The sequence below is a fragment of the Thalassotalea sp. ND16A genome, from assembly GCF_000764205.1.
In the GTDB taxonomy this organism is placed as follows: Bacteria; Pseudomonadota; Gammaproteobacteria; order Enterobacterales; family Alteromonadaceae; genus Thalassotalea_A.
This window is the reverse complement of sequence record NZ_JQDZ01000097.1, coordinates 1-22,447: the sequence shown is the minus strand read 5'-3', so window position 1 is coordinate 22,447 and position 22,447 is coordinate 1. Positions and strand designations below refer to the sequence as shown.

At 43.0% G+C, this 22,447-nt stretch carries 20 protein-coding genes; 16 read left to right on the top strand and 4 right to left on the bottom strand.

Features of this window, described 5'->3' with window-relative positions; genetic code table 11:
• Positions 1–15 precede the first annotated feature (15 nt).
• The 16 genes from fabZ to rlmM all read left to right on the top strand — a co-directional run bounded on the left by fabZ (position 16) and on the right by rlmM (position 18,136).
• The gene (gene fabZ / locus ND16A_RS05475) at positions 16–465 is read left to right on the top strand and encodes a 3-hydroxyacyl-ACP dehydratase FabZ (RefSeq protein ID WP_033078404.1); all 450 of its coding nucleotides are present in this window, start codon (positions 16–18) and stop codon (positions 463–465) included.
• Between the two features lie 4 nt (positions 466–469).
• A complete protein-coding gene (gene lpxA, locus ND16A_RS05480; RefSeq protein ID WP_033078403.1) occupies positions 470–1,240 on the top strand; it encodes an acyl-ACP--UDP-N-acetylglucosamine O-acyltransferase in 771 nt (256 codons plus the stop codon).
• A gap of 20 nt (positions 1,241–1,260) precedes the next feature.
• Entirely contained in the window at positions 1,261–2,421 is a 1,161-nt protein-coding gene (gene lpxB / locus ND16A_RS05485) for a lipid-A-disaccharide synthase (RefSeq protein ID WP_033078402.1), read from the top strand.
• 46 nt (positions 2,422–2,467) lie between these two features.
• Complete coding sequence (gene rnhB / locus ND16A_RS05490) at positions 2,468–3,067, top strand: ribonuclease HII (RefSeq protein WP_033078401.1); 600 nt, start codon at positions 2,468–2,470, stop codon at positions 3,065–3,067.
• Between the two features lie 3 nt (positions 3,068–3,070).
• Entirely contained in the window at positions 3,071–6,550 is a 3,480-nt protein-coding gene (dnaE, locus tag ND16A_RS05495; protein ID WP_033078400.1) for a DNA polymerase III subunit alpha, read from the top strand.
• A gap of 170 nt (positions 6,551–6,720) precedes the next feature.
• Positions 6,721–7,677 carry an acetyl-CoA carboxylase carboxyl transferase subunit alpha gene (accA, locus tag ND16A_RS05500; RefSeq protein WP_033078399.1) on the top strand — a complete coding sequence of 319 codons (957 nt, stop codon included), beginning with the start codon at positions 6,721–6,723 and terminating at the stop codon, positions 7,675–7,677.
• A gap of 317 nt (positions 7,678–7,994) precedes the next feature.
• On the top strand, positions 7,995–9,401 hold the full coding sequence (gene tilS, locus ND16A_RS05505; protein WP_052073202.1) for a tRNA lysidine(34) synthetase TilS: 1,407 nt from the start codon (positions 7,995–7,997) through the stop codon (positions 9,399–9,401).
• Between the two features lie 41 nt (positions 9,402–9,442).
• Positions 9,443–10,651: a serine/threonine transporter SstT gene (gene sstT / locus ND16A_RS05510; protein WP_033078398.1), complete on the top strand. Its 1,209-nt coding sequence runs from the start codon at positions 9,443–9,445 to the stop codon at positions 10,649–10,651.
• Between the two features lie 693 nt (positions 10,652–11,344).
• On the top strand, positions 11,345–11,716 hold the full coding sequence (locus ND16A_RS05515; RefSeq protein WP_033078397.1) for a SirB2 family protein: 372 nt from the start codon (positions 11,345–11,347) through the stop codon (positions 11,714–11,716).
• Between the two features lie 64 nt (positions 11,717–11,780).
• Positions 11,781–12,593, top strand: a complete 813-nt coding sequence (locus ND16A_RS05520; protein WP_033078396.1) for a SirB1 family protein — start codon at positions 11,781–11,783, stop codon at positions 12,591–12,593.
• A gap of 124 nt (positions 12,594–12,717) precedes the next feature.
• Positions 12,718–13,962: a DUF819 family protein gene (locus tag ND16A_RS05525; protein WP_033078395.1), complete on the top strand. Its 1,245-nt coding sequence runs from the start codon at positions 12,718–12,720 to the stop codon at positions 13,960–13,962.
• Between the two features lie 12 nt (positions 13,963–13,974).
• The gene (gene kdsA, locus ND16A_RS05530; RefSeq protein WP_033078394.1) at positions 13,975–14,817 is read left to right on the top strand and encodes a 3-deoxy-8-phosphooctulonate synthase; all 843 of its coding nucleotides are present in this window, start codon (positions 13,975–13,977) and stop codon (positions 14,815–14,817) included.
• Between the two features lie 124 nt (positions 14,818–14,941).
• Positions 14,942–15,715, top strand: coding sequence for a transcriptional repressor AgaR (gene agaR / locus ND16A_RS05535; RefSeq protein ID WP_033078393.1), 774 nt, complete (start codon positions 14,942–14,944; stop codon positions 15,713–15,715).
• Between the two features lie 256 nt (positions 15,716–15,971).
• Positions 15,972–16,622, top strand: a complete 651-nt coding sequence (locus tag ND16A_RS05540) for an alpha/beta fold hydrolase (RefSeq protein WP_052073201.1) — start codon at positions 15,972–15,974, stop codon at positions 16,620–16,622.
• Positions 16,623–16,626: 4 nt separating this feature from the next.
• Complete coding sequence (locus ND16A_RS05545) at positions 16,627–17,022, top strand: DUF423 domain-containing protein (protein WP_033078392.1); 396 nt, start codon at positions 16,627–16,629, stop codon at positions 17,020–17,022.
• Positions 17,023–17,047: 25 nt separating this feature from the next.
• A complete protein-coding gene (gene rlmM, locus ND16A_RS05550) occupies positions 17,048–18,136 on the top strand; it encodes a 23S rRNA (cytidine(2498)-2'-O)-methyltransferase RlmM (protein ID WP_033078391.1) in 1,089 nt (362 codons plus the stop codon).
• Between the two features lie 25 nt (positions 18,137–18,161).
• Here rlmM and ND16A_RS05555 read toward each other — a convergent pair whose 3' ends face one another.
• The 4 genes from ND16A_RS05555 to ppnN all read right to left on the bottom strand — a co-directional run bounded on the left by ND16A_RS05555 (position 18,162) and on the right by ppnN (position 22,186).
• Positions 18,162–19,169, bottom strand: a complete 1,008-nt coding sequence (locus ND16A_RS05555) for an isocitrate dehydrogenase (RefSeq protein WP_033078390.1) — start codon at positions 19,167–19,169, stop codon at positions 18,162–18,164.
• A gap of 237 nt (positions 19,170–19,406) precedes the next feature.
• Positions 19,407–19,796: a DUF3192 domain-containing protein gene (locus ND16A_RS05560; protein WP_033078389.1), complete on the bottom strand. Its 390-nt coding sequence runs from the start codon at positions 19,794–19,796 to the stop codon at positions 19,407–19,409.
• A 176-nt stretch (positions 19,797–19,972) separates the two neighbouring features.
• Positions 19,973–20,791 carry a flap endonuclease Xni gene (gene xni / locus ND16A_RS05565; protein WP_033078388.1) on the bottom strand — a complete coding sequence of 273 codons (819 nt, stop codon included), beginning with the start codon at positions 20,789–20,791 and terminating at the stop codon, positions 19,973–19,975.
• A gap of 30 nt (positions 20,792–20,821) precedes the next feature.
• Positions 20,822–22,186, bottom strand: a complete 1,365-nt coding sequence (gene ppnN, locus ND16A_RS05570; protein WP_033078387.1) for a nucleotide 5'-monophosphate nucleosidase PpnN — start codon at positions 22,184–22,186, stop codon at positions 20,822–20,824.
• Positions 22,187–22,447: the final 261 nt, after the last annotated feature.

Genomic DNA, 22,447 nt, shown 5'->3' with positions numbered 1-22,447 from the left:
TCATAAGGAAATCTTTTGGAAACGACCAATAACGTTATTGAAGTTGAAGAAATTCAAACATTAATCCCACACCGTTACCCGTTTTTGTTGGTTGACCGGGTACTCGATTATGTACCGGGACAATCCATCCATGCAATAAAGAACGTGACCGTAAATGAACCGGTCTTTCAAGGGCATTTTCCCGATTTTAAAATTTTCCCCGGGGTGATGATCCTCGAAGCGATGGCGCAAGCCAGTGGCGTATTAGGGTTTAAATCAGTAGATGGCAAAGACGGTGAAATGTTCTTATTTGCTTCCATCGATAATGCCCGTTTTAAACGCCCGGTAACTCCTGGGGATACGATGCACATCCACGTTGAGTTTGTTAAAGAGCGTCGTGGTATGTGGAAATTTGCTGGCATTGCAAAAGTTGATGGTAAAGTGGTTTGTACTGCCGATTTAATGTGTGCCAGAAAAGGGGTCTAACAAGATGATTCATCCGCAAGCGATTATTGAAACTGGCGCTAAAATTGGCAACAATGTACAAATTGGCCCTTGGACTTACATCGCTAATGACGTTGAAATTGGCGATGATTGCGTTATACATTCGCATGTGGTGATAAAAGGCCCGACTAAAATTGGCAATGGCAACCATATATTCCAATACGCGAGTGTCGGTGAAGATTGTCAGGATAAGAAATACGCTGGTGAAAAAACTCGGCTGGAAATTGGCAATAACAACGTATTTCGTGAAAATTGTACCATTCACCGGGGTACCATTCAGGATGAATCAGTGACCATTATTGGCAATGATAACTTGTTTATGGCCGGGGCACATGTTGCTCACGATTGTGTGATTGGCAACAATGGTATTTTTGCCAATTTGTGCACGTTAGCCGGACATTGCCACGTCGGTGACTGGGTGATTTTTGGCGGCATGTCAGGGGCGCACCAGTTCAGTCATATTGGTTCACATGCCTTTGTTGGCGGTGGGGCTATCGTATTAAAAGATATTCCGCCTTATGTTATGGTTGCAGGCCATCCGGCAAAACCATTCGGCTTAAACTCTGAAGGCTTAAAGCGTAGAGGCTTCGATAAAGACGTTATTTTACAAGTGAAAAGAGCGTATCGGGAAGTGTATCGTAAAGGTCTTAAAGTTGAAGAAGCTGCGGCAGCATTGGCTGCTATGGCAAAAGATACAGCAGAAGTAAAAGCCTTTGTTGATTTTGTCTTAAATTCTAAACGAGGCATCGTTCGTTAATAGCCGTATCAGGATTTGTCTTGTCTGAAATTAAACCTACCTTTGCAATAATCGTTGGCGAGCACTCTGGGGATACCTTAGGTGCTGGCCTGGTAAAAGAGTTGCAGCAGCGTTACCCCAATGCCAGGTTTATTGGTATTGGCGGTCCGAAAATGAACACACTGGGCTTTGAAAGCCTGTTCTCTATGGAAGAGTTGGCGGTAATGGGCATTGTTGAAGTGCTCGGCCGTTTACGTCGATTAATGCAGGTACGTAAGTCCATTGTTAATTACTTTAGCGAGCATAAACCGGATGTGTTTATTGGTATCGACGCGCCCGATTTTAACCTGACGGTGGAAGAAAAATTAAAACTCCAAGGTATAAAAACCGTGCATTACGTCAGTCCTTCGGTATGGGCCTGGCGAGAAAAACGTATCTTTAAAATCGACAGAGCTACCGATATGGTGCTGTCTTTACTGCCGTTTGAAAAAGATTTCTACGACCAGCATGATGTTGCCTGTACTTTTGTTGGTCACCCTTTGGCAGACGACATTCCTTTATATTCAGATCAAGCGGTTGCCAGAGAAAAACTGCAGTTAGCGCAAGGTAAAAAATATCTGGCCATTATGCCTGGATCCCGCTCGAGTGAGCTTGCCAAATTATTGCCTGACTTTTTAGCAACGGCGCAAATCCTGATTAAACAGCACCCCGATTTACAGCTTATCGCGCCGGTGATTAATGATGTGCGCGAACAGCAATTTATTGAAATACAACAACAAACTGCTCCTGAGCTGGATATCACTATTTTCAATAATGACACCCAATTGGTAATGGCGGCAGCGGACTGTTTGCTGTCAGCATCCGGCACGGTAACTCTGGAAGGGGCGTTAATTAAACGGCCCATGGTGGTGGCGTATAAATTTAACTGGCTAACGGCCATTGTTGGGCGCATTATGGTGAAACTTAAATGGTTTTCACTACCGAACTTAATGGCACAAAAAACCTTGCTGCCGGAGTTGTTGCAAGAGCAGGTTACGCCGGAAAATTTAGCCAACGAAGTTGAGCCTTTGTTATTTCAGGATCAAAGTGAATTGCTGGCTGAGTTTGAAAAAATTCATCTGGCATTAAAACAAAATGCCAGTGAAAAAGCCGCCGATGCGGTAGAAAAACTGCTTAACAGTACCAATAAAAATAATAATTAAAAATTCCCTGTAGGGGCGACATCGTCGCACAATAAAGAGCTGTATCATGAGTGAAGAATTTATTCGTCCGCAAGCAAATTTTATTGCCGGAGTTGATGAAGTAGGCCGAGGCCCGTTAGTCGGCGCAGTAGTCACGGCCGCAGTAATTTTAGACCCTAACAATCCCATCATCGGGTTAACCGACTCGAAAAAACTGTCTGAGAAAAAGCGTCAGGCACTCTCTATTGAGATCAAAGAAAAGGCCTTAGCCTGGTGTTTAGGTCGTAGTGAGCCAGAAGAAATTGATCAAATTAACATCTTGCAAGCCACCATGGTTGCCATGCAACGTGCGGTAGCGGGTTTGAATGTGCCCGCCGACTATGTGTTGGTGGATGGTAATCGCTGCCCCGATTTTGGCTTACCATGCCAGTCTGTGGTGAAAGGCGATCTTAAAGTTGCCGAGATCAGCGCGGCCTCGATTATTGCCAAGGTGGCTCGTGACGATGAAATGATAGCTTTGCATAAGCTTCATCCTGAATACGGTTTTGCCAATCATAAAGGCTATCCAACCAAGCTACATTTAGAGAAAATCAACGAATTCGGTGTACTCGATTGCTATCGTAAAAGCTTTAAACCGGTCGCTAAAATTATCAACGGGCAAAACTAAATAATGGCAGAACCTAAATTTATCCATCTGCGCGTGCATTCCGATTTTTCGATGTGCGATGGCTTAAATAAAGTTAAGCCGATCATTGCCAAGGCCAGCGCATTAAACATGCCGGCAATCGCCCTGACTGATCAAACTAACCTTTGTGGCTTGGTAAAATACTATGGTGCCGCCCAAGGCAGTGGCATAAAGCCAATAATCGGCAGCGACTTTTGGGTACAGAGTGAAGAGTTGGAAGGCGAGTTATTTCGTTTGGTGGTGATTGCCAGTGACAATATCGGCTATAAAAACCTCACTGAACTTATTTCTAACGCCTATCTTCGAGGTGAAATTCAAGGCAAACCGGTGTTAGACAAGCATTGGCTGGTTGAATATGGCGAAGGCTTGATTATACTCTCTGGCGGCAGGCAAGGGGACGTGGGTAAAGCATTGCTGAAAGGCAAGACTGAGTTGGTTGACCGATGTACCGCCTTTTATCAACAACACTTTGCTGGCAGATACTTTCTTGAACTGATCCGTACCGGCCGGGCACAAGAAGAAGAATATTTGCATCACGCCATAGCGCTTGCTGCGGCAAAAGATTTACCTGTGGTGGCGACCAATGAAGTGGTGTTTTTAAGCCCTGAAAATTTTGACGCCCATGAAATACGGGTTGCGATTCATGATGGCTTTACCTTAGATGACAAGCGCCGCCCGAAAAACTACTCTAATCAGCAATATTTGCGTAGTGAAGAGGAAATGGCCGAGTTATTTGCCGACATTCCGGAAGCATTAGCCAATTCAGTAGAAATAGCCAAACGCTGTAATGTTACTGTGCGTTTAGGCGAGTACTTCTTACCCGACTTTCCAACCGGCGATCTCGACATTAAGGACTTCCTGGTGAAAGTGTCACAAGATGGTCTGGAAGAGCGTCTTGAATTTTTATTTGATAAAAACGCAGACGACTTTGCTGAAATTCGTAAAGAATACGATGACAGGTTACAAATCGAACTCGACGTTATCAACAATATGGGGTTCCCCGGTTATTTCTTGATTGTAATGGAATTCATCCAGTGGTCAAAAGACAATAATATTCCGGTAGGTCCTGGACGTGGCTCTGGTGCCGGTTCCCTGGTTGCCTATGCGTTAAAAATTACCGATCTCGATCCATTAGAATTTGATTTACTATTCGAGCGTTTTTTGAACCCTGAGCGGGTATCGATGCCCGATTTCGATGTCGACTTCTGTATGGACAGGCGTGATGAAGTTATCGATCACGTTGCCGAATTGTACGGCCGAGATGCGGTATCGCAAATTATTACCTTTGGTACCATGGCGGCAAAAGCGGTAATTCGCGATGTAGGCCGGGTATTAGGCCACCCTTATGGCTTTGTTGATCGAATTTCAAAGTTAATTCCCGGCGATCCCGGCATGACCCTGGCAAAAGCGTTTGAAATAGAACCGAAGCTGCCACAAGTTTACAGCCAGGATAATGAAGTAAAAGACTTGATCGATATGTGCCGTATCCTCGAAGGAACGACACGTAACGCCGGTAAACATGCTGGTGGGGTAGTAATATCACCGACAACCATTACCGATTTTGCACCACTGTATTGTGACGATGAAGGTAATAACCCGGTTACCCAGTTTGACAAAAACGACGTTGAAGAAGCGGGCTTGGTGAAATTCGACTTCTTGGGCTTACGGACCTTAACGATTTTACAATGGGCCATTGAAATGGCCGACGAAAAACTGCTAAAAGCCGGCAAAGAGCCGATCGACATTGCCGCCATTCCGTTAGAAGACAAGCCAAGTTTTGATTTATTGCTAAGAGCCGAAACTACCGCGGTATTCCAGTTAGAATCAAGCGGCATGAAGTCGTTGATTAAAAAACTAAAACCGGATTGTTTTGAAGATATGATAGCCCTGGTGGCCTTGTTTCGACCTGGGCCACTGCAATCAGGCATGGTAGATAACTTTATCGATCGTAAGCTCGGCCGTGAAGCGATAAGTTACCCTGATGAAAGATGGCAGCACATGGACTTGCAACCAATTTTGGAACCCACCTACGGCATTATTTTGTATCAAGAGCAGGTCATGCAAATTGCTCAGGTACTGGCGGGTTATACCCTTGGTGGCGCCGACATGTTACGTCGTGCCATGGGTAAGAAAAAACCGGAAGAAATGGCCAAACAACGTGATGGCTTTGAGCAAGGCGCAATAAACCGTGGTGTCGATGGCGAGTTGGCGATGAAAATCTTCGACCTGGTGGAGAAATTCGCCGGTTATGGTTTTAACAAATCCCATTCCGCCGCCTATGCCTTAGTGTCATACCAAACGCTGTGGATGAAAACCCACTTTCCGGCACCATTTATGGCGGCAGTAATGTCGGCCGATATGGATAACACCGACAAAATTGTCACTCTGGTGGATGAATGTGCCAATATGGGCATCGATTTATTACCACCGGATGTGAACGCGGGCTTATATAAATTTGCGGTAAATGATGAGAACCAAATCGTTTATGGTATTGGCGCCATTAAAGGCGTGGGTGAAGGACCGATAGAAGCCATCATCGAAGCTCGAGAGCAAGGCGGTCCGTTTAAAGATTTATTCGATTTTTGTGCCCGTCTTGATTTGAAAAAAATCAACAAACGTGTGCTTGAGAAGCTGATCAAAGCCGGGGCCATGGATAATTTAGGGCCACATCGTGCGGCGATGTTTGACTCGCTAAAGCAAGCCATCCGCGCCGCCGATCAACACGCCAAAGCACAAGCGATAGGCCAGGATGACTTATTTGGCCTGATAAATGTTGAAGAAGAAGATGAACGCCAATCGTTTAATGATGTGCCTGTTTGGGCTGAGGAAGTTTGGCTAGAAGGTGAGCGTGAAACCCTTGGTCTATACTTAACCGGACACCCGATTGATCGTTATTTGGATGAGTTGAAAAAGTATGGCTCAACCCGACTGGTCAATTTACAGCCTGGTGGCAAAGAGAAAGTGTCTACCGCAACCGGTTTAGTGTTAGGTGTTAGGGTATTAATAAACAAAAAAGGCCGGCGTTGGGCCTTGGTGACACTGGATGACAAAAGTGCCCGGGTGGATGTGCGATTATTTCCGGATGACTACGACAGGTTTGAAGAAATCCTACAAAAGGATCAAATTTTAGTCTGTAAAGGACAGGTCAGCTTTGATGATTACTCCGGAGGCCTTACAATGACCGCCCGAGAAGTCATGACGGTGAGTGAAGCGCGTGAAAATAACATTAAATCGATAGATTTAAATGTACATCAAGCACAATTAGATGCTGATTTTGTCGCCCAATTTAGTCAAGTACTGACGCCATTTAAGGAAGGTACTTGTCCGGTGCGAATGTTTTATCAACGTAGCGATGCACGGGCAATCATTGAATTAGGCACACAATGGCGGGTAACTCCGGACGATACCTTGATTCACCAATTAAAGATTTTATTGGGTGAAGAAAACATCGCCTTAGAATTTTAGTGATACCCGTTCCACTTCAAGATGTATCTTGAAGTGGAACGGGTATTTATAGTAATATTGCTTTTTTTGAGCGGTGCTACCACATTTTAGAGTTATACCCAGACGAGCTGAAACACGGGTTTTGAGTTTGATTGGGTATACAGCGTTAACAATTATTAGGTAAATATTTTATGTCACTCAATTTTTTAGATTTTGAGCAACCAATTGCAGAATTAGAAACAAAAATTGAAGAACTGCAACTGGTGAATCAAGGCCAGGATTTAGATCTTGATCTAGAAGCAGAAATTGCACAACTTCGCAGCAAAAGTGAAGAACTTACTAAGAAGGTATTTTCGAGTCTTGAACCATGGCAAGTAACACGCATCGCTCGTCATCCAGGCCGCCCGCATACACAAGATTATATTGATCTTATGTTTACCGACTTTAATGAGTTGGCCGGCGATAGAGCCTATTCAGATGACGCCGCTCTTATTTGTGGTACAGCTCGTTTAGACGGTAAGCCCGTTGTTGTTATTGGTCATCAAAAAGGTCGGGGAACGACTGAAAAAGTGCGTCGCAATTTTGCGATGCCTCGTCCGGAAGGGTATCGTAAAGCGTTACGCATCATGGAAATGGCAGAACGTTTCAACATGCCAATCATTACTTTCATCGATACCCCGGGGGCATACCCAGGCATTGGTGCCGAAGAGCGTGGACAGTCGGAAGCGATTGCCCGTAACTTAAAAGTGATGTCTCGTTTAACCGTACCCATTGTTTGTACGGTAATTGGCGAAGGTGGCTCCGGTGGTGCATTGGCCATTGGTGTTGGTGATAAAGTGAATATGCTTGAGTACTCAACCTATTCGGTAATTTCTCCAGAAGGTTGTGCGTCAATCTTATGGAAGACGGCAGAAAAAGCCTCGACTGCGGCAGAAGCGATGGGCGTAACGGCACCTCGCATTAAAGATTTAGGCTTAATTGACAATATCGTTGCTGAACCTCTTGGTGGCGCGCATCGAGACTTTGATTTAATGGCAAATAGCTTAAAGCAAGCGATTAAAGCGGATTTGGCATCACTTGAAGGTCAAACGAATGACGAGTTGATCGAAGGCCGTTATCAAAAATTGATGACGTACGGTTACTGTTAAGCGACAGTAAAGCGACAGTAAAGCTTAATGAAAGGAAAGTGTATGCTTTCCTTTTTTGGTTTTATAAGCTTTAGGCAACGGGCTTCGGGCAACTAGCTACGGGCAGAACATTGAGATGATAAGTTTAATTTACATTCCATAACATACGTTGTGCTGAATGAAATGAGACGAAAAGCTACTAGCTGCGGGCAAATTGTTTTAGCTGTGAACTATGTTTAAATTAACGCGTTCTGCCCGAGGCTCGAAGCCAGTAGCTCGATGCTTTTTTAACTTCCTTAAGCTTTTAAATTTTAATGATTTTATGTTAATTTGGTTTTATGACTGATTTAAATTTACATCCGCTATGGCAAACGCTGTTATTTTTCTTAGAAAAGCCAGAGCTGGCTAACAGGCCGATCACTTTGGCCTATAGTGGCGGTGTAGATTCACAAGTATTATTACATTGTTTGGCACAATTAAATGCGAAGCGGCTGCTACCGACAGCGGTTAATGCCATTCATATTGATCACGGTTTATCTCAGCATGCCTTAGCTTGGCAGCAATTCACTGAGCTGAGTGCCGAACAATTCGACATTCCCTATCAGGCGATTGCCGTTGTTATTGAAAATAAAAATCAACAAAGTCTGGAAGCACTGGCCAGAGACGCAAGGTATCAGGCAATAGAGCAGCATAGTGCTTTAAATGCTGTGATATTGACTGCTCATCATCAAGATGACCAACTTGAAACATTGTTATTAGCGTTAAAACGCGGTGCGGGTATTCAAGGCTTGTCGGCGATGCAAAGTGTTCGCACATTTAGTGAGCAGCGCTTAATTGCTCGTCCGTTTCTTGAAGTGAGTCGGACAGACATTGAAGAGTATGCGAAGCAGCATCAATTGCACTGGGTCGAAGATGAATCAAATGCTGACCAGAGCTTTGATCGTAATTTTTTACGGCAACGCATTATTCCGCTGCTGGAACAGCGCTGGCCGCAAATAAAAAATACCGCAAGCCGCAGTGCGCGCCATTGTCAGCAGGCTCAACAGTTGTTAGAGCAAATGGCGCAAGATGATTTAAATAAGGTTGAAATTAGCCGAACTGTTTTAGACATTAAACTGCTCAAAACACTAAACCAATCGCGGATAAGCAACTTGTTACGGTTTTTTATCAAGCAGAATAATCAATTGCTACCTTCAGAAAAACAATTACAGCAAGTGCTGAACACTTGCTTAAGTGCCAACCAGGATAAAAACCCGGAAGTGAAATTAGGCAAGTGTTATCTTCGACGCTATCAGCAACAGCTACACCTTACTACTGAGTTTGAAGATATTAGTGCATGGCAAACACAGTTTACCTTTATTGCTTTAAACCAGGCGCTAACTATTGATTTACCCGATAGTTTAGGTAAATTAATAGTCAGCAGAGAAAGTTTAAGCGCAAACGATATAGCGCAACAATTAGAACAACAATTAACAGCACAGTGGTTAATTCAGTTGCCTGATGTTTTTGAGAAGTTAACGGTAGCATTTAGTCATCAAAACCCTAAATGTTTACCACAATACCGTCAACAACGGCGACCATTGAAAAAAATATTACAAGAGTTACAGGTACCAACCTGGCAACGCAAACGCTTGCCGTTTATTTTTATCGATAACAATTTAGCCGCGGCATTGCCGTTGTTTATAGACAAAGAATATGTGGCGAAATCGACCAACAATTGCCTAAAGATCACTTGGCATAATTAACGTCTGATGCACAGACAAAACAAAAAGAAGGGTTATAAATAGTGGCTTCATTATTTAAAAAAATCACATCAACGAGCTTGGTTAATCAAATTATCGTTGGCATTATATTCGGTATTGTCCTGGCGGTAATTGCGCCAGATATTGCTAAATCATTTTCGTTGCTCGGCAGCTTGTTTGTCAACGGCTTAAAAGCGGTAGCGCCGATTTTGGTCTTTGTTTTGGTGGTATCTTCCATTGCCAATCAAAAAGTCGACAGTGACGCTGAGTTAAAGCCAATCATCGGGCTATACCTGGTTGGCACGTTAAGCGCCGCATTTGTGGCAGTGACGATGAGTTTTTTATTTCCAACCTCGCTTACTCTTGAGTTGGCTGGGGCAAGTGCTAATCCGCCACAAGGCTTAGGCGAAGTGTTAACCACATTGGCGTTTAAAATTGTTGATAACCCAATTAATGCCATCGCAACCGGCAATTTCATCGGTATTCTCGCCTGGGGGCTGGGGTTAGGTTTTGCGCTAAAACGAGCTAACCAGAATACCAAAGTGATGGTGCATGATATTGCCGATGGCATTACCATGATAGTTCGCGTAGTGATTCGTTTAGCGCCGATTGGTATCTTTGGTTTAGTGGCAAATACCATAGCCACTACCGGCTTTAGCGCGTTAGCCGAGTACAGTCATTTAGTCATGGTATTGGTTGGCTCAATGTTGATTATTGCCTTAGTGGTAAACCCAGTAATTGTATTCTTAATTACTCGTAAAAACCCTTACCCTTTGGTGTTTACTTGCTTACGCGGTTCAGGCATAACCGCCTTTTTCACCCGCAGTTCTGCGGCCAACATTCCGGTTAATATGCGTCTTTGTAAACAGCTTGATTTACATGAAGACACGTATTCGGTGTCGATTCCTTTAGGCGCCACCATCAATATGGCCGGGGCGGCGATAACAATCACCGTATTAACCCTTGCGGCTGCGCATACCTTACAAATTGAAGTGGATATTGCCACTGCATTGTTATTGAGTATTGTCGCATCCGTTTCAGCTTGCGGCGCCTCAGGGGTTGCTGGTGGCTCATTGTTATTGATCCCCTTAGCTTGTGGCTTATTTGGCATTAATAACGACATCGCCATGCAAGTGGTGGCAATTGGCTTTATTATTGGGGTGATCCAAGATTCAGCAGAGACGGCGTTAAACAGTTCAACCGATGTCGTGTTTACCGCCGCCGCATCACACCATATCACCAAGAATATGTAACCTGGGCTACAGGCAAAAACAAAAGGCTACGAGCTACTAGCAGCATGTTTAATGCTGCTAGTGGGATTCATTATTCCAATTAGTCTGTAAGGTCTAGCCAATAAAAACGATTGTAACGGTTGCTAAGATGAGTTTTTGACCTACACAATCTGCTTGTACCTTGTACCTTGTACCTTGTACCTTGTACCTTGTACCTACAACCGCCACCGATAAGTCATTATCGTGGCGTTTGTATTTACACATTTATCACCCTTTCCTCCAAGCACAACGATTGTTAGAGCATATAAAACAATTTTCTAACCTCAGCAATCTGCTTGTACCCTGTACCTCGTACCTTGTACCCCGCATCTCATTTCTCGCAGCTCACTTTTTGTTCCATTAGTTATCCACGCAAGTTGTGGATAACATTGTGAGTTAACGTTATACAAAAGATTGTACGTCAATAAAACCTTGCTCTCGCATCGGTTGGTTGATTTATGAGCATCGAAAACTATTGCTCTATAATCGTACGCATATGCGTTAAATCTTGATTGAGAAACATACTGCTGGTGGCTAAAGTTTGACTTATATTTTTGAATGTTGGCGTACTTACAAACTGTCATAAATATGCTATTCTAGCGCCAATTTTATTATTCATACCAATCGACATAAATTACTGTTCAGCAGTTGGTATAACCCTATCCAGGCTTGTAGATGTTATTAGTAAAAAATTTCCACATGTTTCTTGCGGCACTGAGTGTGGCACTTTTCACCTTTCGTTTCGCTTTGTTAATGACAAACCCTGACAAGCTTAAACAAAAATGGTTAAAAATATGCCCGCATGTCATTGATACTTTATTGTTTACCTTAGGTATCATCATGATGGTGACGTATTCGCTATACCCTGGACAAGTGGACTGGATGACGGAAAAATTAGTCGCCGTTGTCGCTTACATTTTTACCGGTTATTACACCTTAAAATTAGCTCGAAATAACACCATGCGCGTCATTGGTTATTTAGGCGCGATGGGCTGGGTAATTTTGGTGGCGCGTATCGCCATGACTAAACAAAACTTTTTATTTTAACCGTAGAACTAACTTAATGTTTCCGACTGTTTGACAGGCTGAAACTGAGAACATTGTATTTTTAATGAAAGATTTATTATTGTCAGAATTAACCTCTGAACGTATCAACCATATGCAGGCAGTGAATCTGTTAGAGCAAAACTTATTTGCTCTAGATGCAAAAACTGTTGCCACCAATATGGCCGATATTGATGCCTTTATTGTTCGTTTTCAACAGCAAACTGCCGATATTGAGGATGCGTTAGACCGAGCTGAACAATTACTGCAGCTGATCTATATTGAACAATTATTTGTTGATAACGAACGACCATTTTGGCCAGTAACGACGCATCAGTTAAATTCTGCTTTGGCCTTTCGCTCAATGGCGCCTGCACTGAAAAACTTGTTACTGATCCATTTGATCCGCGCTTGTGGTTTTAATATTGAAGCGGTTTATGTGCCAGAGCAAGTGATGCTACGCATTATTTGTGATAATGATTATGCGATTATATTTCACTGCATCGATGGCAATCCGATTAACTGGTTTGAGCTCGATCAACGCTTAAATAATGATGATACGTCGCCGGAGCAAAGCAGTTTAGAGGCGATTTCTGATAAAGATTTAATGGTGCAATATCTGCTATCATTAAAAACAGCACTGATCAGAGAACAAAAATTTTCTGAAGCATTACAATGTGTTGAACTTATATTGTTATTGAATCCGGACGATCCATACCACCGTCGCGATCGGGGCTTTTTGCTACAGCAACTCGATTGCTTTAAAGTAGCCTTTGATGATTATCAATACTTTGTTGAACGCTGCCCGAAAGATCCGCAGGCGAAAATATTGCAAATGCAACTAGAGCTGATCAGCAGCAACGACACCATAGTACACTAAAAGCCAGTAGCCAATTGCTAGATGCGAGGCGGTGCAGTAAACAAGGACCGTCTTTCGAAAAAATCATAAATAACATGCCCATATGAAAGGGCAGAATGAATACCTTTAATTTTGTGGAGACAACATGCACAACACCGCCTTAATAACCAACGATGCTTCGGTTCTTGGTTTATTAGCCATTTTACTTGGTTTGGTATTTTATACCGCCAATAGCAGCCACCCTAAATGGCAAAAATTTTACACTGTGGTACCGGCCGTATTACTCTGCTACTTCTTGCCTTCATTACTCAATACCTTTGGCGTGATCAGCGGTGAAGAATCAAACCTTTATTTTGTCGCTTCCCGTTACTTACTGCCAACCTGTTTGGTGCTGTTAACCTTAAGTGTTGATTTAAAAGCAATTTCTGGGCTTGGTAAAAAAGCGGTGATCATGTTCTTTACCGGTACTCTCGGTATTGTCATTGGTGGCCCCATTGCTTTGTTAATTGTTTCTGCAATATCGCCAGCCGTTTTGGGTGTTGAAGGCCCGGAAGCGGTATGGCGAGGTTTAACTACCGTTGCTGGTAGCTGGATTGGTGGTGGTGCCAACCAGGCAGCAATGAAAGAAATTTATGGTGCCGGCGATAAAATTTTCTCAGCGATGATCACTGTCGATGTTATCGTCGCCAACATCTGGATGGCGATACTTTTGGTGATGGCGGCAAAGGCCAAGCAAATCGATGAAAAAGCCGGTGCTGATACTTCGGCAATTACCCGCTTAAAGGAAAGAGTTGAAAACTTCCATTCAGAACATTCACGTAACCCGGAGTTAAGTGATCTGATGATAATTTTGGCTATTGGCTTTGGCGTAACGGGTTTTGCCCATATGTTTGCCGATGCCATCACCCCGTATATGGTGACCAACTTCCCAGAGTTAGACAAGTTGTCTTTTCACAGTAAATTCTTTTGGATGATAGTGTTCGCCACGACAGTGGGTATTATTCTCTCGTTTAGTCGCTTACGTAAACTCGAAGGCGTAGGGGCGAGCAAGGTTGGCTCGGTAATGCTGTATATCTTGATTGCCTCTATCGGCATGAAGATGGACGTTACCATGATCGTTGATGCGCCAATTTATTTCGTTATTGGTGCCATCTGGATGATCATTCACGCCAGCTTAATGTTGTTTGTCGCCAAACTGATCAAAGCGCCGCTATTTTATATGGCCGTTGGTAGCCAGGCAAACGTCGGTGGCGCTGCCTCTGCCCCTATCGTGGCCTCAGCATTTCATCCGTCACTGGCGCCGGTCGGTGTACTATTAGCAGTTTTAGGCTATACCGTAGGTACATACATGGCCTGGTTATGTGGTCAAATTTTACAAGTTGTTTCTTAATAAGGATTACTCATGGGTTTACAAACGATAGATTTTGCCAACGTAAGCGTTGCTAACGACAAACCTTTTGTCCTGTTTGGCGGCATGAATGTGCTGGAATCTCGTGATATGGCGATGAAAATTGTCGAGCATTACGTTGAGGTGACCACTAAGCTTGGTATCCCGTACGTATTTAAAGCGTCTTTTGATAAAGCCAATCGTTCCTCGGTGCATTCCTATCGTGGTCCGGGAATGGATGCCGGTTTAAAGATTTTTGAAGAGATCAAATCGACCTTTAACGTGCCAATTATCACTGATGTCCACGAACCGTATCAGGCACAACCGGTAGCGGAAGTGGTAGATGTGATTCAACTACCGGCATTTTTAGCAAGGCAGACGGATTTGGTGGTGGCAATGGCCAAAACCGATGCAGTGATAAACGTCAAAAAACCACAGTTTTTAGCCGCCCATGAAATGCGCCACATCATCAAAAAATTTAGTGAAGCGGGTAACGAAAAAGTTATCTTGTGTGAGCGTGGCAGCTGTTACGGCTATAACAATCTGGTAGTAGATATGCTGGCCATGGATGAAATGACGACCATGGCACCGGTCATTTTTGATGCCACCCATGCCTTACAAAAACCCGGTGGCAGAAGTGACTCTGCCGGTGGCCGACGTGCGCAAGCCGCGCAACTTGCCCGCAGTGGCATGGCCTTGGGCATTGCCGGTTTGTTTATCGAAGCCCATGAAGACCCGGATAAAGCCTTGTGCGATGGCCCGTGTGCATTGCCATTACATACCTTAGAAAATTATTTGGTGCAAATGAAAGCGGTGGATGATTTAGTTAAATCGTTTGCACCACTAATTACCGACTAGTAACTGCAACGAAAAGTAGCAACCAAAGTGTTACCGACACTTTGGTTGATTAGGTACAATTTTGCCCTTTCCACAGAGGTTGCATTGAGATTTGGCATTAAGTTTATAAGGAAGAAACCTTTACATGTTAAGCACTATTGAAAGACGTCACGAAATCGTATTGTTGACCGAAAAGCATGGTAATGTAGCAGTAAAGCAATTGGCCGAACAGTTTCAAATTTCTACAGTAACCATTCGTCACGATCTAAATGAGTTGCACAAACTTGGTTTAATCGTCCGTTCAAGAGGTGGCGCAGTACCAAGTAACCGCTTAACTAAAGAGCTTTCGATAAAAGAAAAACACAAAGAAAACTATAAAACTAAATTACTGCTGGGCAAAGCCGTAGCCGATTTAATTCAGGATGGTGATGCCATCATTCTCGATTCTGGCACAACAACCGAACTAGTCGCGCAAAACCTTATTGAAAAACAGAATCTGACAGTGATGACCAACGGGTTGAATATAGCCAATGAGTTATCGCGTACCGATAATTGTGATGTTTATATTAGTGGCGGTAAATTAAGAAGAAAATCCATGTCTTTTTATGGTAGCCAGGCCGAACAAAAATTGAAGCTTTATAATTTTAATAAGGTAATTTTGGCTGTTGATGGTATCGATCTGAGTAGTGGCATTAGTACTCATCATGAACCTGAGGCTAACTTTAATCGTGCCATGTGTGATAGTGCCGAACAGATCATTGTGGTAACCGATTCGAGCAAATTTGGCCGCCGTTCATTGCATGCTATTTTACCGTTAAAAGCGATTGATATTCTGGTGACGGATACTGGTATATCTCAAGAATTTCGAGATGAACTGGAAACGTTGAGCGTGACCTTGATCATGGTTGAGCAGGGCTAGGGTTAAGATTTGCCTGATGCTATCGTAAGCTTTACTTGAATATGAAGCAATCATTTTTAAAATCACTAAATCTTAATCGTTGGTCCTGTACAAAGCAGAATTAATGCCGTCCCTGACAATTCTGCATACAGTTCGTCCTGAACTAAAAGGCTGCACTTCAACGTACAGCCTTTTTGTTTTGGTAATTGGCAAAATGACTTGTGCATCGCTTGGCAGTTAAATTAAACTAGCGCTTTATTTGCCAGCTGAGAAGAACATGGCCGCTAGTGACGATTTAACTATTCGTTTTAATAAAGCTGAGAATGCAATTGCCAGCATAATATTTGCCCACGGCGCCGGTGCCAGCATCGACAGTGAATTTATTGTCGAAATCAGCGCATTGCTCAACCAACAAGGCTTAAATGTCATCGCCTTTAATTTTCCCTATATGCAACAACGTCTCATCGATGGCAAACGCCGACCACCAAACAAGATGGATGTATTGCTAGCCAGTTATCTTGAGAGAATAAAACAATATCAGGGAGAATTACCCCTGTTTATTGGTGGCAAATCTATGGGCTCAAGAGTGGCGGCGATGCTTGCCAATGAAGATAAGGTTAGCGGCGTGTTTTGTTTAGGCTATCCTTTTCATCCACAAAAGCAGCCGGATAAATTACGCTTAGAGCCTCTGCAAAATGCGCAAAAGCCAGTGTTAATTGTCCAGGGCGATAGAGACGCGCTGGGTAATAAAGACGAAATAACCAGTTATATGCTCAAAGATAACATTAAAGTTCAATATGTCGAAGATGGCGATCATGACTTAAAACCGAGAGTAAAATCAGGCTTTACCCATCAGCAACATAAAAATTCGGCGGCAAAAATCATCGTTGAGTTTATAAGTGCACAACTATTAATCGATAAGGGCTAAGTTAATGCGTTATTTTCAGGCATTTGCAGGTATAATGGCGGCAATCTCTGTATTACTAAGTGCCTGGTTGTCACATAGCAAGGGTACGCTATCTTTAATACAAGTAAAAAACATCGAAACAGCATTATTGTTCGCCTTTATTCATAGCATTGCGATATTCATTTGTGTGCTGTTGCATCGGTTAAATAGCCAGCAGCGGCTAGATAAACTTAGCGTTTGTGCTGCAAGTTTATTTACCTTCGGTATTGTCTGCTTTAGCGGCTTAATTACCGTAAAACAATTTATTACCATTGGCATGCTAGCAAAATTAACTCCCCTGGGAGGAATGGCATTGGCCCTTGGCTGGTTAGTATTGGGCTTTGCCAGTACTAAAGTAGAAAGATCAGTAAAAGATAAGTAGAAAGATCAAAAGGAAACCTAGATAAATGACCGCGATTGTCCTTTATTGTCGCCCCGGCTTTGAAAAAGAGTGTGGCGCCGAAATTCAAGAAAAAGCCTCCTGGAATGAAGTGTATGGCTTTTTAAAACTCAGCAAAAATGAAGGCCTGGTGCAATTTCACTTACATGATGAAAGCCAGGCTCAAAGGTTGATGCAAAAACTGCCATTAACCCGGTTAATCTTTGCCCGTGAGTGGTTTGCCACTTTAGACGATGCTGTTGAACTACCGGAATACAACCGGGTAGAAGTGATTAGCGAAGCGTTAGGTGAAAGGTTTCATTACCAAGAACTAAGAGTTGAGACCGTTGATACCAACGATGGCAAGGCGTTAAGCAAGTTCTGTCGAAAGCTCTCGGTACCACTGCGTCAATACTTGCGTAAATCTGGTGTGCTCGCTAAAAAAGAAAGCGGCAATTACAGTGACAATGCCATAGTGTTACATGCGTTATTTTTATCTGGCCAACAAGTGCAATTAGGCTATTCTTTTGCGCGCAATACCTCTGAGCATGTGATGGGTATCCCGCGTTTGAAGTTTCCAAATGCCTCGCCGAGTCGTTCAACCTTAAAGCTTGATGAAGCGTTTTTACATTTTATTCCAAAAAGTGATTGGGATACGCGTTTAACCTCGGGTTTGAATGCCGTAGATTTAGGCTCTGCTCCTGGTGGCTGGACTTATCAACTGGTACGCAGAGGGATGATGGTGAAAGCCGTTGATAATGGCCCGATGGCGGAATCGTTAATGGAAACCGGGCAGGTAAAGCATTATGAACAAGACGGCTTTAAATTTAGACCACATCGAAAAAACAATTATTGGCTGGTGTGCGACATGATCGAAAACCCGACCAAAGTGGCCAAGTTAATGGCCAGTTGGATGATCGATGGTGATTGTAAAGAAGCCATGTTTAACCTGAAATTACCGCCTTCGGCTGGGCGTTATCAGTTGGTGATGAAAAACCTGCAAACCATCAAAGACCTGTTAAGCGATAATAATATCAGGTACGAAATGTACGCTAAGCATCTTTATTATGATCGTGAAGAAGTTACGGTGCATTTGCGGGTGTTAGAGAATAGGTAGTAAAAAGGACCGTCAGGTCCTTTTTTTACAAGCGTTCAAGTACCGCATCAGTAAAGTCAGTAGTACCAAAGCTACCACCTAAATCACGAGTGGTTCTATCGCCTGACTCGATCACATCTTTAATGGCGTTGCGAATTGCGGTTGCCTTATCATTCATGCCTAAATATTCAAGCATTTGAATAGCCGCTAAGATCACTGAAGTGGGGTTAGCCAAGTTTTTACCGGCAATATCAGGTGCACTGCCGTGAACCGCTTCAAAAATTGCACAATCTTGGCCGATGTTCGCCCCAGGTGCCATGCCCAAACCGCCAACAAGGCCGGCACATAAATCAGATAAAATGTCGCCAAACAGATTGGTGGTAACAATGACGTCAAATTGCTCAGGGTTCATCACTAATTGCATACAGCAGTTATCCACGATCATTTCACTCGATTCAATGTCCGGGTAACGCGCTGCCACTTCACGAGCTACTTTTAAGAACAAACCGGAAGTGGATTTTAAGATGTTGGCTTTATGTACGGCGGTAACTTTTTTACGGCCTTCTTTACGGGCGGTTTGATAGGCAAACTCAACAATGCGCTGAGCACCTTCACGAGTGACTAAACTCACCGCTTCGGCGGTTTCACCATCTGCAGAAACGGTTTGACCTACACCAGAATACATACCTTCGGTGTTTTCACGAATGGTTAAAATATCGATGTTTTCGTAACGGGCCCGGGTACCTTTGAACGAATTTACCGGGCGCAAATTTGCGTATAATTTGAATTGTTTACGTAAGGTGACATTGATTGAGGTAAATCCTTCACCAACCGGAGTGGTAAGCGGGCCCTTTAACGTGATTTTATTTTTTTCAATCAGCTTTAAGGTTTCTTCAGGTACCAGTTCGCCGTGTTTTTCTAACGCGGTAAGGCCTGCGTCAGCAAATTCGTAGTTAAAATCACAACCGGCTTTGTCTAATACTTTAATGCAGGCATCAATAATGCTTGGGCCGATGCCGTCACCCGGGATCACTGTGATTGTTCGCTGAGTCATAGAATTTACCTACCTTTAATACCAAATTGATTGAATACTAAGTTGACTAAATATCTGCTCATTTTAAATCAAATTAGTATAGGATGTAGCGGAACTGGCGGTAGTAAAAAATAGCATAAAAAAACCGCCTTCAAAGGACGGTTTTATACCATGACTACATGGCGATATCTAGTTAATTTACCGACATTAGCCGCGATATTGCTGAAAATCACAGCAATTAAGACTAAAGTATTAAAACTACTCTGTGGCTTTTAGCTCTTTATAATCGAGATAAGCGCTTTCGCCGATGCCAACCAGTACATCATTTTTGAATAACAACGCGGTACATTCATCCTGGGTGGTGATGCCGTCGGAGTGTTTATGCTGGGTGCGATAAAACATCACCTGGTAATTGCCAGAATTTACTTTTTTGGCTTCGGTTAAATCCGGGCTGCCGAGATCAACGATCACCTTATCGACATTAACCACATCAAGTTTTAATTTGGCAATGTATTGGCGATTAAACCCTTCGCGTTCATCCCACTCCATTTTCACCGGAGTATCTTTATAAAAATGCATAACGCCCGCTGCAAAAATACCATATAGAGCAATAGCAATGATCACTCGAAAGGTTATTTTTTTGTTCATAACAATCCTTTAAAAAATTTTTAGCAATGAATCTAATTATTATTCTTATTATACGTGGCAAAGATTAATAAAAAACCAATAAAATTGTAACTAATTTTTAACGTTTTCGTCGTGTTGAAGAAAAGTGAAGAGGCGAATTTGTTAACAATACTTGCCAGTTGCGTGGTTTTATCGGTTTAGCCTGGTTCAGGCTCTGCAACTTGTAGACGAATATCCTTCAAATTAAAGCCTAAAGGGATGTCTTTTTTCAGTTGCAATAACTGTTGGCTTAATTCAATTTGCAGTTCGGTATTCTTTAATTTATTGGCCACCGATTTTTTTAAATCAGTCGCCGATAAAATATTTTTTAACGAGCCATAATGGAGCAACAACTCTGCCGCGGTAACCGGGCCAACACCGGCAACGCCTGGTATTTTATTGGTACTGTCGCCAGTTAATGTCCAAAAGTCGAGCAGTTGTGATGTTTTCACATTAAACTTATCGTGCACGTAATGATCATCAAAATAACGCTTTTTAAAGTAATCATACACTTTTACATGATGACCAAGTAGCGGCAAAAAGCCTTTGTCGGTGGAAACAATCGTGGTGTTTTGGCCATTTAATGCCATTTTAACCGCCAGGGTGGCAATTAAATCGTCGGCTTCGTCCTGCTCCGATTCGAGTGAATCTATGTTTAACTCTAAAAAACTGTCTTGCATATCGGTTAAACTGTCCGCCAGGTGTTGCGGCATTTTCTTTCGACCTTTCTTATAATCGGGAAACAGTTTGTAGCGCCAACACAATCCTTTGCAATCAAATACCGCCAAGATATGACTCGGCTGGTGCTGGTCAATGATCTTCTGCAACGCTTTGTTTGCGTTCACTTTGGTATTGTGAATGATTTGTTTTTTGGTCTTTTCGGACAACTCATCAAGCAACAGATAGGGGCGCTCTTGCGCCGCATATATTCTGCGGATCAGGTTCATGGCGTCGATGAGAACTAGGTGTGCTTGCATAGTTATTATTATTTTAGTTTGCTATCTGTTTTAAACGGTCACTTTTTGCTCAGCAACAATGCGGTAACAAGGGGTATATTCACCCTGCAATTTCATTCGTTGTTGTTTGACAAACGATGATAACAGGTTATCCATGTGTGTCATAATTTCTTTGTCACCAGATATTTCATACGGGCCGTTTTTGCGAATGTTTCTTACCCATTCCGGTTTCACATTACCGGCAACAATACCGGAAAAGATTCTACGCAAATTGGCCGCCAGTTCATTTACCGGCAAGTCTTTGCTCAAACTCATCTCTGCCATATTGTCATGGGTTGGCAAAAACGGTTGTTGAAACTGCTGCTCAATTTCCAGGGTCCAGTTGTAGTGATAAGAATCACCAACGGCTTTGCGGTAATTGATCACCGACTTTACCTGGTCTTTAAGATATTGTGCCACTTGTTCGGCATCATCAATAATAATGCTATACAGTTGTTGCGCTTCGGCGCCTAATACGTCGCCAATAAACTGATCTAATGCCTGAAAGTATTGTTCAGAGCCTTTTGGCCCGGTAAGTACTACAGGCAATTTTTGTAATTTATTTTCAGGATGTAATAACACGCCGATCACAAACAATAATTCTTCGGCGGTGCCGGCACCGCCCGGGAAAATGATCAGGCCATGACTTAAACGCACAAACGCTTCCAGCCGCTTTTCAATATCGGGCATGATCACCAATTCATTGACTATGGTATTGGGTGGCTCAGCAGCAATAATACTGGGCTCAGTTAAACCGATATAACGACCACTATAATTACGCTGTTTGGCATGACCAAAGGTTGCGCCTTTCATTGGCCCTTTCATCGCTCCGGGTCCACAACCGGTGCAAACATTAATACCCCTCAGGCCTAATTGATACCCCACCTCTTTCGAATATTTATATTCATTATGCTGAATTGAATGGCCGCCCCAGCAAGTAATAACGCCAGGATCACTATCGAGTTTAATCGCATCGGCATTACGTGTAATATCAAACACCATGTGGGTGTTCAGGCCTGGTGAACGCGGTGCCGGGTTCGCTAAATAACGGCTGGAAATAAATAAAATATCGCGCAATACTGCCGATAATTGTTCTTGAATACCTTTAATAATTTTGCCGTCAACAAAGGCGTGGCTGGGCGGGTTGATTAAACGCAACTTGACTCCGCGTTCGCGTTTAAGCACTTGGATATCAAAGCTTTTATATCTTTCATAAATGGCTTCGGCATCATCTGTGGTACTGCCGACATTAAGTACGGCAAGAGAACAATTACGATACAGTTGATATAATTCGCTATTGGCGGAGTGTTGTAGTTGGTCAACTTCTAATGGGGATAGTAGACACATGTTGCCAACCGGGTTTAGTTCAATTTGCATAAGCTACCTCTACTTGTCTTACATGGAAATTTTTATTGGAAAATAACAACTTAGACCAGAAATTTAACGTCTATAGTTTGAGTGTAGTCTATATAGTGGCAGATAAAAAGGTGGAAGCAGGGACTAGGTACGAGGTCGAATTGACTCAAATTAAAGGTAACCCTAGCGATTTAGCAATAAGCTGAAAAACATATCGTTGACTCATAATTAATGTAACCCTGTTCAGGAGCATTAATTATGCAGCTTAAAGAACGCAGAAGT